The following is a 12,709-nucleotide window of genomic DNA, read 5'->3' as shown; positions in this document are numbered from 1 at the left end:
GACGGAAGAGGCGAGCAACATGGCAGACGCGAAACCGGCCCCCCTACTCACCCCAGTCGCGGACGACGACGGCACCCCGTTCTGGGAATACGCCGCCCGAGGCGAACTCCGCATACAGGCATGCGCAAAGCCCGCCTGCGGCGAGCTCCGGTGGCCGCCACGGCCGTGCTGCCCGCACTGCCAGTCCTTCGACACCGAGTGGCGCAAGATGACCGGCAAGGCCCGCATCTGGTCGTACGTCGTGCCCCACCCCCCGCTCCTCCCGGCGTACGCCGAGTTCGCCCCGTACAACGCCGTACTCGTCGAACTCACCGACGCCCCCCGCATCCGCCTGGCCGGAAACCTGGTCACGGCGGCGGGCGCACCGCCGAACTCCGTGCCGCCGGAGCGGCTCCGCATCGGGGCGCGCGTGCAGGCGGTGTTCGCGGAGTGGGGTGGCGTCGTGGTCCCGCAGTGGGTCCTGGAGCGGTCGTGACGGCGGCGAAGCCGGCGGAGGCCGGGCTGCGGGCGGAGCGGGACGCGGCGACCGGCGTGGCCGTGGTGACCCTTGACCGCCCGGAGCGGCACAACGCCGTGACACTGGCCATGGCGGCCGAACTGGCCGCCACGTGGCGGGAGTTCAGGTACGACGACTCGGTGCGGGCGGTCGTGGTGACCGGCGCGGGCGAGCGCGCGTTCTGCACGGGCATCGACCGCGACACCGACGTGCCGCAGCCGTCGTCGCCGTACACGATCGACGATCCGCTCCTCACCCTCGGGCCCAAGGCCAACGATCTGTGGAAGCCGGTGATCGCCGCCGTCAACGGGATGGCGTGCGGCGGTGCCTTCTATCTGATCGGCGAGGCCGAGTTCGTGATCGCGGCGGAGCACGCCACGTTCTTCGATCCGCATACGACGTACGGGATGGTCAGCGCGTACGAGGCCATCTCGATGGCGCAGCGGATGCCGTTCGGGGAGGTCGCGCGGATGTCCCTGATGGGGACGGCCGAACGGGTTTCCGCTCGGCGGGCGTACGAGATCGGGCTCGTGTCGGAGGTGGTGGCGTCCGGGGAGGGGGTCCTTGCCGCGGCGGTTCGGGCCGCCTCGACCATCGCTTCCTTCCCCACGGAGGCCGTGCAGGGCACGGTGCGGGCCGTTTGGTCGGCCAAGGAGGTCGCCCGGGGGCAGGCGATGGGCCATGCGGCGCACCTGATCGCGCTGGGCAACGCGAGCCCGGCCGAGCAGGCGGAACTGTTCGCTTCGCGCGGGCGGGGTGGGGGTTACCGGACGCGGTAAGCCTCCGCGGACCGGGTGGTGCTGCCTCACATGGCGACCGTCACGCGTACGGCGTAGCGTCGAGGCGACGGCCGCCGTACTGAGCCCCTTCCGTGCCGGCACGACGGCCGTCACGCACGGCGGCGGCGCCGGCTACCGGGACGTAGCCGTCCCCCGCTCCGCGTCCAGCGCGTACACGCAGCGGTCCTTGCTGCAGGCGTAGACGATGCCGTCGCGGACGACCGGGGCGCCGGTGATCTCGCCGCCGGTGGCCAGCTTCCAGCGGAGGCGGCCGTCGTCGGCCTTGAGGGTGTAGAGGAGGTGGTCGGTGGCGCCGAAGTGGATGCGGCGGTCGGCCACGACGGGGGAGCCGACGACTTCGCCGCCGGCCTGGAAGCGCCATTTCGGGGTGCCGGTGACGGCGTCGAGGGTGTAGAGCCCCTTGCCGCTGCCCACGTGGACGTGGCCGTCGGCGACGAGGACGGGGTCGACGGAGGACCGGGCCTCGGTGGCGATGCGCCAGCGGTCGCGGCCGTCGGTGGCGTCGAGGGCGTACACGGTGCCGAGGTAGTCGGCGAGGTACACGCCGCCGCCGGTGACGGCGGGGCCGGGGGCGAAGGTGGGCGGGGAGAGGAACGCGGCGGGCGCCTCGAAGTGCCAGCGGACGTGGCCCGCGGCCACGTCTACGGCGAGGACACGGGTGCCTGCGGCGATGTACACGTATCCGTCGGGCGCCTGCGTGACGCGGACGGGCACGCCGCCGCAGGACGCGGCGTCGCCGACGGGGTAGGACCAGCGCTCTATGCCGGTGCGGGCCTCGACGGCGCGCAGCCGGGCGTCCTTCCAGACGTACACGGTGCCGTCGACGATGACGGGCGCGGCCTCGGGCGTCTCGAACTCGGTCTGGGCGTTCGTGATCTCCCAGAGCTTCTCGCCGTTGGCGGCCTCCCAGCCCTGGACGCCGCCGCCGCGCGTGGCGGTGACGACGGTGCCCCGGTCCGCTTGGAGGGAGTACACCCAGGCGTCGGTCTGGATGCGCCAGAGGTCGGAGCCGTCGGTGCCGTCGAGGGCGTACAGCGTGGGCCCGTCGGAGGCGTGGATGCGGCCGTCGGCGACGGCCATGGACCAGGCGACGTCGCGGGTCTTGAAGCTGCGCCGGCCGGTGCTCACGTCCAGGGCGTGCACCTCGAAGGACGTCACGTAGACCAGGTTCCCTGCGACGGCGGGGGTGCCCCACACGTCGTTGGACATCCGGAACCGCCAGGGCCGCCAGGACCCGGGGGCTCCGGGAGCTCCGGGAGTCCCCGAACCGGAGGCACCGGCAGCGCCACCGGCACCACCCGTCACACCCGGGTCGACCCCGTTGGCCCCGCCCCCGGCGCGCCCCCCGCCCGGCGCGGGCGCCGGAGCAGAACGCGACCACGACCCGGCGAGCCCGGGATCGGCCGGCGGCGCCGCGGCCCGCGCCTCGGCGACCCGCGGTCCGGGCCCGATCGGCACCTGCGCGCCCGCGAGCTGCACGGGCCCGGCGTCGGGCGCCCCGTGGACGGGCGGCAGAGGAGCCTGGAACGGCTGGGACACCCCGGCGGACGACGGCAGCTGGGAGGGCAGTCCGTGGGACGGGGCGGCGTGGGAAGGGGCCCCGTGGGCCGGGCCGGCGTGCGAGGGCACGGCGGGCGCCTGGCGCGGTGGGGGCGGTACGTGGGAGACGGGCGCGGCGGCGGCCCCGGCGGCGGAGTTCCCGCGGGCGCCCCGGCCCCCGGACCCGCCGGACCCGGCGGCGACGCGCGCGGGCGGCCGTCCGCCCCTGCGGGCCTCGATGAGCGCGACGGCCCGCTCGGGCAGCCACGCGGACGCGGTGCCGCTGTCGTCGCCGTTGCCCTCGGAGGCGAAGAGGTGGGGGGCGAGCTGGGCCTGGAGGTCGTTGGGCGTGGGCCTGCGCGTGGCCTCCATCTGCATGCAGGACTCGATGAGGGGGCGCAGCTCGTCGGGCAGGCCCTCCAGGTCGGGGCCCTCGCGAAGGAGCATGAAGACGGTCTCGACGGGGTTGGCGCCGTGGAAGGGGGCGTGTCCGGTGGCGGCGAAGACGAGGGTGGAGCCGAGGGAGAAGACGTCGCTTGCGCCGGTGACGCTGCGGGAGTCCTTGGCCTGCTCGGGCGACATGTACGCGGGCGTGCCGACGGCGACGTTGGTCATGGTCAGGCGGGTGTTGGAGACGCCGGAGGCGATGCCGAAGTCGATGACGCGCGGCCCGTCCTCGACGACGAGCACGTTGGACGGCTTCAGGTCGCGGTGGACGAGCCCGGCGCCGTGGATGGACTCAAGGGCCTCGGCGACGCCCGCGGCCAGCCACCGCACGGCCTGCGTGGGCAGCGGCCCGTGCTCGTTCACTATTTCTTCGAGGGAGGGGGCGGGGACGTACGCCGTGGCGAGCCAGGGCACGGCGGCGCGCGGGTCCGCGTCGACCACGGCGGCCGTGTAGAAGCCGGAGACGGCACGTGCCGCCTCGACCTCGCGGGTGAAGCGGACGCGGAAGAGCTGGTCCTCGGCGAGCTCGGTCCGCACCGTCTTGATCGCCACGCGCCGCCCGGAGGCGGAGCGCGCGAGATAGACGAGTCCCATGCCGCCGGCGCCGAGCCGTCCAAGGACCTCGAACGGGCCGATCCGCCGCGGATCGTGCTGCGTAAGCTGGTCCACCACTTGCCTGCCACCTCCCCGTACGCGGCCACCGCTTGGAGCAGCCCCGTGCAGCGTCTCACCACCGAGCCGCTACGGCGGCACGCACCCTGATTCTTCCTGGCTCGGCCCACGGTTGCGAACCCGGGGCAACATCGGGCCGTTTCGGGACAAAGGTGACGTACGGGTACATCAATAGGGCCATCGGGCCCTCGCGTCACGCCTGGTCCGGCTCCTGGAGGACGGCGAAAGCGGCTCCTTGGTTGTCCACGAGCACGGAGATGCGTCCGTACGGCGTGTCCACCGGCTCGTCGCGCACGCGGCCGCCGAGCCTGCGGGCCGTCGCGACGGCGGCGTCGCAGTCGGTGACGACGAAGTAGTTGAGGAAGTGCGGGGGCATCTCGACGGGGAAGTCGTCGCCCATGAGGGCGCGGCCGCCGATCGCGGACTCGGGCCCGGTCGTCGCCCCGGCGGGCGACCAGATGCGGAAGTCCTCCTCCAGGTCGCCGACGTCCTGTCCGCCGTAGCCGAAGACGCCCTCGTAGAAGGGGTCGACGGCGTCCTTGTCGCGGGCGTACAGCTCGGTCCAGCAGAAGCTGCCGGGCTCGCGCTGCCTGCCGAAGCCCTGGTGCGTGCCCGCCTGCCAGAGGCCGAAGACGGCGCCCTCGGGGTCGGCGGCGAGCCCCATCGTGCCGAACGGTCCCACCGGCATCGGGTCCATGATCATCTGCCCGCCGGCGCGGCCGATCCGCCCGGCGAGCGCGGCGGCGTCCGGGGCGGCCAGGTAGACCGTCCAGGCGGTGGGCATGCGGCCGTCCCGCTTGGGAGCGAGCGCGGCGACGGGCTCGCCGCCGAGGCTCGCCTGGACGTAGTTGCCGTACCCCTCCCCCGCGCCCTCGTCGAAGGTCCAGCCGAAGAGTTCGCCGTAGAAGCGCTTGCCGCCCTCGACGTCGGGGAGCATCACGTCCACCCAGCAAGGGACGCCTTCCGCGAATTCCATGAGACCGTTCCCTCGCTTCGACCGCGGAGGGCCCTCCTGTGGCCTCCGTCACAGTCAAGCTAGCCGCACCCCTCCGGGGCCGCAGCACATCAATTCGAACACTTGGCCAATTGTCGCGGACCGGGGGTCCGGCGGCACGCCCCGTGGTACGCGGCAGTGGCACCTCGCACAGAAGGGCGCACAGGACGGCGCGGGACCCCTCTGGCACCCCTTCAACCCCATTTGCACTCGGCCGAATCGCGCTCCGATCACCCCTCGGTAAGCTGACGGCATGACAGGACAGGTACGTACCGTCGACGGCCGTGTGGCCGGTCGACGTGGTCAGGCGACACGTCAGAAACTGCTTGAATGCCTGAGCGAGATGCTCAGCTCCTCGCCCTACCGGGACGTCAAAGTCATCGACGTCGCCCGGAAGGCGGGCACTTCGCCCGCGACGTTCTACCAGTACTTCCCGGACGTCGAGGGCGCCGTCCTGGAGATCGCCGAGCAAATGGCCGCCGAGGGTGCGCAGTTGACGCACCTCCTCGAAGGCCGCTCCTGGGTCGGCAAGGCGGGCTGGCAGACCTCACAGGACCTGGTCGACGGGTTCCTCGACTTCTGGCGGAAGAACGACGCGATCCTCCGGGTGGTCGACCTCGGTGCCGCCGAGGGCGACAAACGCTTCTACAAGATCCGGATGAAGATCCTCAACTCGGTGAACAACTCCCTTACGGACACCGTCAAGGAGCTCCAGTCCAAGGGCAAGGTCGACAAGGACGTGAGCCCGGCGGCGATGGCCGGTTCGCTGGTCGCGATGCTCGCGGCGGTCGCGTCCCACCAGCGCGGCTTCCAGACCTGGGGCGTCAAGCAGGCCGAACTGAAGCCGAACCTGGCGCTGTTGGTGCATTTGGGCGTGACGGGCAAGAAGCCGACCAAGTAGACGAAGCAGAGGCGCGGCTCGCGGGTCGCGCAGCACGAAGTCCTGTCACCACGGCGGCGGATCACTGACGGTGATCCGCCGCCGTGCGCTCTGCGCACGTCCTCGTTCTCTGTACGTTCTCGAATTCTCTGTACGTTCTCGAATCCTCTGTACGTCTTCGAGGGTGCCGCCTACCGCCGCTCGATGCGGAACAGCCGGATCTCCCGTTCCACGCGTTCCTGGTACGTCGCGTACGGCGGCCAGAACGCGAGTGCCGCCCGCCACGCGGCGGCCCGCTCCTCCCCCGCCAACAGCCGCGCCCGAACCGGGATGTCCGTGCCGCGCAGGCTGATCGACGCGTCCGGATGGGCGAGCAGATTGGCCGTCCACGCCGGATGCCCCGGCCGCCCGAAGTTGGACCCGACGAGCAGCCAGCTCCCGGCATCCGGCTCCGGCACACAGGCCAGCGGCGTACGCCGGTCGACCCCGCTCCTCGCGCCCCGCACGGTGAGGATCACGCCCGGCAGCATGCGGGCGCTGGGCAGCACCTTGCCGCGGGTGAGGCGGTGGACGGCCCGGTCCATGGCGGGTAGGAAGCGGGGGGCGACGCGGGCGAAGGCGCGGGTGGACGAGACGCGCCGCACCATGCGGAGCCCGACTCCGGGGGCCATCAGACGCCCGCCCCGTCCACCGGACGCGACCGGTCGACCCCGTCCACCCGAACGGCGGGCGCGGCCTCCGCCGTCTCCGGTGGACCCTCCGCCCCCTCGCCCGCGAACAACCCGGCACGTTCGGCCGCGTACGCGCGCAGCCGGTGCGCGGGCCCGAAGAGCAGCTCGTCGCCGGACGCCCGCTTGAAGTACAGGTGGGCGTCGTGCTCCCAGGTGAAGCCGATGCCGCCGTGGAGCTGGACGGCTTCGGCGGCGGCGGTGCGCAGGGCGTCGAGGCCCTGGGCGAGGGCGAGCCCGCCGACGCGTTCGTACGCATCGGCGGCACCGGAACCGTCGGAGCCCGGGGGCATCCCACCCTCCCCCGCCGCCCACGCCGCGTAATAGGCAGCCGACCGAGCCGCCTGCACCCGCACATACACGTCCGCGAGCCGGTGCTTCACCGCCTGGAAGGACCCGATGGCCCTCCCGAACTGCTCGCGTTCCTTGACGTAGGCGACGGTACGGGCGAGGGCGCGGTCGGCGGAGCCGACGGCTTCGGCGGCGAGCAGGGCGGCGACCCGCTCACCGACGTCACCCAGCGCATGGACCACCCCACTCCCATCGCCCACCAACTCCCCTTCCACATCCCGGAGTTCGAGGCGGGCGCGCGGCCGGGTCTCGTCGAGCGCGGTCTGCCGTACGCGGACGAGTCCGGGGGCGTCGCCGCGTACGAGGAACAGCAGCGTGCGCGAGCGGGCGAAGCCGCCGGTGTGCGCGGCGACGAGGAGCAGCCCGGCGCTGTGCCCGTCGAGGACCTGGTCGACCTGCCCGTACAGCCGCCAGGTGTCCGCGACGACCCGCGCCTGTACGCCGCCCGCGCGCCCGCCGCCCGACCAGTCGCCGCGGTTGTCGCCGACGAGGCCGAGTGCGGTGGCGAGGGCGGCGCCCGGGACGGCGAGGGTGGCGGTCAGCTCGCCGGTGGCGATGCGCGGCAGGAGCGCGGTGCGCTGGCGGGACGTACCGAGGGCGAGGAGGAGGGGCGCGGCGAGTCCGGCGGTGGCGAGGAGGGGCGAAGGGGCGAGCCCGTTCCCCAATTCCTCACTGGCGAGGGCGAGTTCAAGAGTGCCGCAGCCGATGCCCCCGTACGCCTCCGGCAGGGCGAGGCCGGGCAGGCCGAGGCGGCCGGCGAGGGCGGCCCACAGTCCGGTGTCGTACCCGGCGGGGGTGCGGACGGCGGCCTTGACGTCGTCGGGGCCGCAGTGCTTGGTGACGACCTCGCGGAGGGTGCGGCGGATCTCGTCCTGTTCCGCGGTGCAGGCGGCGTCCATCGGCGGGCTCCTCTCCCGGGTCCGCCCGACCCGGAGACCCGCTACCGGGCCTCCGCATCTGACGAACCGTCACACAAACTGACGGGCCGACATGCTAGAACCGCGAGCCGCGGTTGCCCAGGCCTGCGACGCCCTCCCCACCCCCCTGGACCTGATGTACCGTCAGAAACATGTCTCCCCAACCCCTTTCAGCTGTTCCTGACCGCCGCCGGAAGGTCGCCGTGGTGGGTGTGGCCCTCTCCGACTGCGGGCGTGTGGACGACGCGACGGCGTACGCGCTGCACGGGCAGGCGGCCCGGCGGGCGCTCGCGGACTCCGGTCTGGGCCGCGAGGTGGTCGACGGGATCGCGTCGGCGGGTCTGGGCACCCTCGCGCCCGCCGAAGTGGCCGAGTATCTGGGCCTGCGCCCGCGCTGGGTGGACTCCACCTCCGTGGGCGGCTCGACCTGGGAGGTCATGGCGGCGCACGCGGCGGACGCGATCGCGGCGGGGCACGCGAACGCGGTGCTGCTCGTGTACGGGTCGACGGCGCGCGCCGACCTCAAGGCGCGCAGGCGCACGGCGAACCTGTCGTTCGGGGCGGGCGGCCCGCTCCAGTTCGAGGTCCCCTACGGGCACACCCTGATCTCCAAGTACGCGATGGCGGCGCGGCGGCACATGTACGAGTACGGGACGACGCTGGAGCAGTTGGCCGAGGTCGCGGTGCAGGCGCGGGCGAACGCGGCCGCCAACCCCGAGGCGATGTACCGGGAGCCGATCACGGTGGACGAGGTCCTCTCAGGACCGATGATCGCGGACCCGTTCACCAAACTGCACTGCTGCATACGCTCCGACGGCGGCTGCGCGGTGCTCCTCGCGGCCGAGGAGTACGTGGCCGACTGCGCGTCGAAGCCGGTGTGGATCCTCGGGACCGGCGAGCACGTCTCGCACACGACGATGTCCGAGTGGGAGGACTTCACGGTGTCCCCGGCGGCGGTGAGCGGCCGCCTCGCGTTCGAGCGGGCGGGAGTGCGCCCGGCGGACGTGGACATCACCGAAATCTACGACGCGTTCACGTACATGACGCTGGTGACCCTGGAGGACCTGGGCTTCTGCGCAAAGGGCGAGGGCGGCGCCTTCGTGGAGAAGGGCCGCCTGCGCCTGGACGGCGAACTCCCGACCAACACGGACGGCGGCGGCCTCTCGGCCCAGCACCCCGGCATGCGCGGCCTGTTCCTGCTGGTGGAGGCGGTGCGGCAACTGCGCGGCGAGGCGGGCAAGGGGCGCCAGGTGCGACGGGGCGGCAGCCTGGGGCGACTGCCGGAGGTGGCGGTGGTGTCGGGCACCGGCGGGTGGTTCTGCTCGTCGGGGACGGTGGTGCTGGGTACGTGAGGGAGCCGCCGTACCACCGGCGCGCGTGAGGGAGGCCGGGCTCGGGGTGCTTTGCCTCGATGGGGTGAACCGGGCGCGATCACCCTCACCGAGGTTAACGCTTGCATTAACTTCCACGGCATGGCTCAATGGGAAGTGATCCTCGTCGCAGAGGTGGCGGCGTGGTTCGTCGAACTGACGGAATCGGACCACAGCAGTGCAGACCAGGTGGAAGACGCCATCGACACGCTGGCCACGTATGGGCCCGCGCTCGGCAGACCACTCGTCGACCGGATCAAGGGTGCCGAGCAGCATCACCTCAAGGAATTGAGGCCGGGTTCCGCCGGCACGAGCGAGATCCGGATCCTGTTCGCCTTCGATCCCGTACGACGCGCCGTCCTCCTGGTCGCAGGAGACAAGGCGGGAAACTGGCGCGGCTGGTACGACACCAATATCGACATCGCCGAAGAGCGGTACCGCTCGCACGTCGCCGAGCTGGATTCAAGGGAGTACGAATGAGCAGCGTGAGCTGGGAGGAAGTCAAGCGCAGGGCCGATCTGAAGCGCCGCGAAGCGGGCTTGCCTGTGCGCTCCCCCGAGGAGAAGCGGGCCGCGATGGACCAGCTGCTCGCCGAGGTGCGGGCGCACCGGCTGGCGGAGATCCGTGGCGAGCAGGACCTCACTCAGCGCGATGTGGCCGCTTCCATGGGCGTCAGCGCGCCGAGGGTCTCGGCGATCGAGCACGGCGAGATCGACCACACGGAGGTGGCCACCCTGCGCTCCTACGTCCGCGCGCTGGGCGGCGAGCTGCGGGTCGTCGCGGACTTCGGCGACACCGAGTACACGGTCGGCTGATGTGCGTGAGGGAGCGCGGTTCGGCTCCCTCACGCACGGGACGGGTTCGTTACTGGTGGAGTTCGTTGCGGCCCGTGCCGCCGGAGAGTTTGTCGGTGCCGGTGCCGCCCCAGAGGACGTCGTCACCGCTGTTGCCCCACAGCTTGTCGTTGCCCGCCTCGCCGTACAGCTTGTCGTTGCCCTTGCCGCCGTAGAGGACGTCGGCGGCCGACTTGCCGTGCAGGACATCGTTGCCATCGTCGCCGTGCAGGGTGTTCTCTTCGCCGTTGCCGCTCAGCGAGTCGTCGCCCGTCCCGCCGAAGCAGTCCTGCCCGCAGTTGGTGAGGGTGTCGTTCCCCGCGCCGCCGTACGAGCCGAAGCCCATGGGGCCGCCGCCCCCGTCGATGCGGTCGTTGCCGCCCTGGCCGCGGAGCATCGACCCGATGGAGCCGTTCAGCACGTCGTTGCCCGTGCCGCCGTAGACGCCCGCCCAGGCCTCGCTCTTGGGGGCGAGCGTGAGGGTGTCGTCCTTGTCGCCGAGGTCGATGTCGTAGGTGTCGGAGTCGTCCGAGTTCTGCGGGATCTCGACGCGGCACTGGACGACCTTGTGGTCGGAGGCCGTCGGGTACTTGCACTCGTCCCACTCGGCCGCGTTCGCGTCGATCTTGATGTCGAACCGGTCGCGGAACGTGAGGACGTAGTACGACTCGAACTCACCGACGTTCTCGATCTTGTCGGTGACGGTCAGCTCGTTCTTCTGGCCGGGGGCGGCCTTGTACCAGAGCTCGCTGTCCTCGTGGACGAGGGAAGCCGTGCTCGCCGACGGTGCGGCCTGGGCGGCGGGCGCCGCGAGGGCGGCTCCGCCGAGGGCGAAGGCGAGGGTGGCGGTTGCCGCTATTGCCTTGTACGTGCGCATGCAGAAGTGGCCCTTCGGGATGTCTTTTTGCGCCGTGTTGCTTCTGGTCATCCCGTTAGACAGGGCACTGGATGGGCGAGTTGTACCGCGGGGGATGAACATGCGTGAACCACGCCATGGCGGACAGATGGACGAGGGCGCCGCCTTCGACCGGGGACGACAATGTCCCCATGACGACGACACCGCCCCAGGAACCCTCGGCGTTTCAGCAGTCGCTGCGCGCGCAGCGGGTCTGGGACACCGAGCTGCCGGAGTTCGACCCGGCGGGAGCCCCGGCCGACCCGGTCGCCCTGTTCCACGGCTGGTTCACGGACGCCGTGGCCGCGCACCAGCCGGAGCCGCACACGATGGCGCTCGCGACGGCGGACGCGCAGGGCACCCCGGACGTACGTACGGTGATGCTGCACGATGTCGACGGCGAGGGCTGGCACTTCGCGTCGCACGCGACCAGCGCGAAGGGCAGACAGCTCGCGGCCCGCCCGCAGGCGGCCCTGCACTTCTACTGGGCGGCGCAAGGACGCCAGGTCAGAGTGCGCGGCCCGGTCCGCGCGGCCCCGCACGCCGACGCGCTCGCGGACCTGCACGCGAGGTCGACGGGCGCGCTCGCGGCGGCGCTGGTGGGCCGACAGAGCGAAATTCTGGACACGTACGAGGAGTTGGAGCGGGCCTCGGACTCGGCATGGGAGCGGGCGGCCGCGGAACCGGAGGCCGACGCGCCGAGCTGGACGCTGTACGTACTGGTGCCTGAGGAGGTGGAATTCTTCCAGGGAGACGCACGGCGTCGGCATGTACGGCTGCGCTACCGTGCGGCTCGAAACGGGGGCTGGGCAAGGGAGTTGATGTGGCCGTGACGATCCACGAGAACGGCACCACGGACGGCACCGAGCCCGTGACGCTGCGCCCCGCGACACTGGACGACGCGGCGGCGGTCGCCCGGATCTGGCACGAGGGCTGGGCCGACGGCCACCTGGGCAAGGTGCCGCCGACGCTGGTCGCGGTGCGGACACCGCAGTCGTTCGGGCTGCGGGCCCCGCAGCGCGTGTCGGACACGGTGGTGGCGGTGGTCGCCGGCGAGGTGGCCGGTTTCGTGATGGTCGTCGACGACGAGGTGGAGCAGGTGTACGTCGACGCGGCCCACCGGGGCACGAACGTGGCGCGGGCGCTGCTCGCCGAGGCGGAGCGCGTGGTGGCGGTGAAGGGGTACGCGCGGGCGTGGCTGGCCGTCGTCAGCGGCAACGCGCGGGCCCGCCGCTTCTACGAACGCAACGGCTGGACCGACGAGGGCCTCTTCGAGTACCTGGCGGCGAGCGACAGCGGCCCCATCCACGTCCCGTGCCACCGCTATGTGAAGCGGGTCGCGACCACCTGAGCCGCCCCCGTCAGGGCACCTGGCGGATCCGGAACACCGGCACCGTCACACCCTCCGCCCGCTCGCAGAACGCGACCTCCAACGGCAGTCCGGGCCGCAGCACGACCCCCTCGTGGTCGACGAGTTCGGTCATCATGCGCGGCCCCTCGGCGAGGTCGACGACGGCGGCGGTGTACGGGACGCGGGTGCCGAACGGCGGCAGGTCGTTCCGGTGGACGACGGACCAGGTGTAGAGCGCGGCCTGGCCGCTCGCCCGCTCCCAGGTGACGTCCTCGCCCCAGCAGCGCGGGCAGAACTCGCGGGGGTAGTGGTGGGCCCGGCCGCACCCGGGGGCGTGGCAGCGGCGGATCAGGAGGCGGCCCTCGGCGGCCGCGTCCCAGTAGGGGCGGGTGAAGGCGTCGGTCTCGGGGAGGTCGAAGCGTACGTCCATGGCGGC

14 protein-coding genes are annotated in these 12,709 nt (G+C 72.3%); 8 read left to right on the top strand and 6 right to left on the bottom strand.

The features are described from left to right. Window positions 1–19 precede the first annotated feature (19 nt). Both IEY91_RS19880 and IEY91_RS19875 read left to right on the top strand, forming a co-directional pair. Window positions 20–475, top strand: a complete 456-nt coding sequence (locus IEY91_RS19880; protein ID WP_189175021.1) for a Zn-ribbon domain-containing OB-fold protein — start codon at window positions 20–22, stop codon at window positions 473–475. After that, on the top strand, window positions 472–1,275 hold the full coding sequence (locus tag IEY91_RS19875; RefSeq protein WP_229697091.1) for an enoyl-CoA hydratase/isomerase family protein: 804 nt from the start codon (window positions 472–474) through the stop codon (window positions 1,273–1,275). Before IEY91_RS19880 ends, IEY91_RS19875 begins: the two co-directional genes overlap by 4 nt. A gap of 132 nt (window positions 1,276–1,407) precedes the next feature. Here IEY91_RS19875 and afsK read toward each other — a convergent pair whose 3' ends face one another. After that, window positions 1,408–3,954, bottom strand: a complete 2,547-nt coding sequence (gene afsK / locus IEY91_RS19870; protein WP_189175020.1) for a protein serine/threonine kinase AfsK — start codon at window positions 3,952–3,954, stop codon at window positions 1,408–1,410. Window positions 3,955–4,147: 193 nt separating this feature from the next. Next, the gene (kbpA, locus tag IEY91_RS19865) at window positions 4,148–4,930 is read right to left on the bottom strand and encodes an AfsK-binding protein KbpA (RefSeq protein WP_189175019.1); all 783 of its coding nucleotides are present in this window, start codon (window positions 4,928–4,930) and stop codon (window positions 4,148–4,150) included. 271 nt (window positions 4,931–5,201) lie between these two features. Here kbpA and IEY91_RS19860 point away from each other — a divergent pair, with 271 nt between their 5' ends. Then, the gene (locus tag IEY91_RS19860) at window positions 5,202–5,849 is read left to right on the top strand and encodes a TetR family transcriptional regulator (RefSeq protein WP_164323845.1); all 648 of its coding nucleotides are present in this window, start codon (window positions 5,202–5,204) and stop codon (window positions 5,847–5,849) included. 170 nt (window positions 5,850–6,019) lie between these two features. Here IEY91_RS19860 and IEY91_RS19855 read toward each other — a convergent pair whose 3' ends face one another. After that, window positions 6,020–6,499 (bottom strand): nitroreductase family deazaflavin-dependent oxidoreductase, encoded by a 480-nt coding sequence (locus IEY91_RS19855; protein ID WP_189175018.1) that lies wholly within the window; start codon window positions 6,497–6,499, stop codon window positions 6,020–6,022. Beyond that, window positions 6,499–7,806: an acyl-CoA dehydrogenase family protein gene (locus tag IEY91_RS19850; protein ID WP_229697090.1), complete on the bottom strand. Its 1,308-nt coding sequence runs from the start codon at window positions 7,804–7,806 to the stop codon at window positions 6,499–6,501. The genes IEY91_RS19855 and IEY91_RS19850 overlap by 1 nt, the downstream gene beginning before the upstream one ends. A 170-nt stretch (window positions 7,807–7,976) precedes the next feature. Here IEY91_RS19850 and IEY91_RS19845 point away from each other — a divergent pair, with 170 nt between their 5' ends. The 3 genes from IEY91_RS19845 to IEY91_RS19835 all read left to right on the top strand — a co-directional run bounded on the left by IEY91_RS19845 (window position 7,977) and on the right by IEY91_RS19835 (window position 10,009). Then, the gene (locus IEY91_RS19845) at window positions 7,977–9,176 is read left to right on the top strand and encodes a thiolase C-terminal domain-containing protein (RefSeq protein ID WP_189175017.1); all 1,200 of its coding nucleotides are present in this window, start codon (window positions 7,977–7,979) and stop codon (window positions 9,174–9,176) included. A 120-nt stretch (window positions 9,177–9,296) separates the two neighbouring features. Beyond that, window positions 9,297–9,674, top strand: a complete 378-nt coding sequence (locus tag IEY91_RS19840; protein WP_189175016.1) for a type II toxin-antitoxin system RelE/ParE family toxin — start codon at window positions 9,297–9,299, stop codon at window positions 9,672–9,674. Further along, on the top strand, window positions 9,671–10,009 hold the full coding sequence (locus IEY91_RS19835) for an XRE family transcriptional regulator (RefSeq protein ID WP_189175015.1): 339 nt from the start codon (window positions 9,671–9,673) through the stop codon (window positions 10,007–10,009). Before IEY91_RS19840 ends, IEY91_RS19835 begins: the two co-directional genes overlap by 4 nt. Window positions 10,010–10,058: 49 nt before the next feature. Here IEY91_RS19835 and IEY91_RS19830 read toward each other — a convergent pair whose 3' ends face one another. Then, on the bottom strand, window positions 10,059–10,955 hold the full coding sequence (locus IEY91_RS19830) for a calcium-binding protein (RefSeq protein WP_306309904.1): 897 nt from the start codon (window positions 10,953–10,955) through the stop codon (window positions 10,059–10,061). 119 nt (window positions 10,956–11,074) lie between these two features. On the opposite strand from IEY91_RS19830, the gene IEY91_RS19825 reads away from it, so the two are divergent. Further along, window positions 11,075–11,755: a pyridoxine/pyridoxamine 5'-phosphate oxidase gene (locus IEY91_RS19825; protein WP_189175014.1), complete on the top strand. Its 681-nt coding sequence runs from the start codon at window positions 11,075–11,077 to the stop codon at window positions 11,753–11,755. Beyond that, on the top strand, window positions 11,752–12,273 hold the full coding sequence (locus IEY91_RS19820; RefSeq protein ID WP_164323828.1) for a GNAT family N-acetyltransferase: 522 nt from the start codon (window positions 11,752–11,754) through the stop codon (window positions 12,271–12,273). The genes IEY91_RS19825 and IEY91_RS19820 overlap by 4 nt, the downstream gene beginning before the upstream one ends. 10 nt (window positions 12,274–12,283) lie before the next feature. Here IEY91_RS19820 and IEY91_RS19815 read toward each other — a convergent pair whose 3' ends face one another. Next, complete coding sequence (locus IEY91_RS19815; RefSeq protein WP_189175013.1) at window positions 12,284–12,703, bottom strand: Zn-ribbon domain-containing OB-fold protein; 420 nt, start codon at window positions 12,701–12,703, stop codon at window positions 12,284–12,286. Between the last annotated feature and the right edge of the window lie 6 nt (window positions 12,704–12,709).

The organism is Streptomyces lasiicapitis, from assembly GCF_014646335.1.
Taxonomy (GTDB): domain Bacteria; phylum Actinomycetota; class Actinomycetes; order Streptomycetales; family Streptomycetaceae; genus Streptomyces; species Streptomyces lasiicapitis.
Note: the sequence above shows the minus strand (reverse complement) of the source record. Positions and strands in the feature narration are given on the sequence as shown.

Bases quoted from the DNA above. Each gene is read 5' to 3' on its own strand.
- IEY91_RS19880 (WP_189175021.1), top strand. From the start codon at position 20: ATGGCAGACGCGAAACCGGCCCCCCTACTCACCCCAGTCGCGGACGAC.
- kbpA (WP_189175019.1), bottom strand. From the start codon at position 4,930: ATGGAATTCGCGGAAGGCGTCCCTTGCTGGGTGGACGTGATGCTCCCC.
- IEY91_RS19860 (WP_164323845.1), top strand. From the start codon at position 5,202: ATGACAGGACAGGTACGTACCGTCGACGGCCGTGTGGCCGGTCGACGT.
- IEY91_RS19855 (WP_189175018.1), bottom strand. From the start codon at position 6,499: ATGGCCCCCGGAGTCGGGCTCCGCATGGTGCGGCGCGTCTCGTCCACC.
- IEY91_RS19850 (WP_229697090.1), bottom strand. From the start codon at position 7,806: ATGGACGCCGCCTGCACCGCGGAACAGGACGAGATCCGCCGCACCCTC.
- IEY91_RS19845 (WP_189175017.1), top strand. From the start codon at position 7,977: ATGTCTCCCCAACCCCTTTCAGCTGTTCCTGACCGCCGCCGGAAGGTC.
- IEY91_RS19840 (WP_189175016.1), top strand. From the start codon at position 9,297: ATGGCTCAATGGGAAGTGATCCTCGTCGCAGAGGTGGCGGCGTGGTTC.
- IEY91_RS19835 (WP_189175015.1), top strand. From the start codon at position 9,671: ATGAGCAGCGTGAGCTGGGAGGAAGTCAAGCGCAGGGCCGATCTGAAG.
- IEY91_RS19830 (WP_306309904.1), bottom strand. From the start codon at position 10,955: ATGACCAGAAGCAACACGGCGCAAAAAGACATCCCGAAGGGCCACTTC.
- IEY91_RS19825 (WP_189175014.1), top strand. From the start codon at position 11,075: ATGACGACGACACCGCCCCAGGAACCCTCGGCGTTTCAGCAGTCGCTG.
- IEY91_RS19815 (WP_189175013.1), bottom strand. From the start codon at position 12,703: ATGGACGTACGCTTCGACCTCCCCGAGACCGACGCCTTCACCCGCCCC.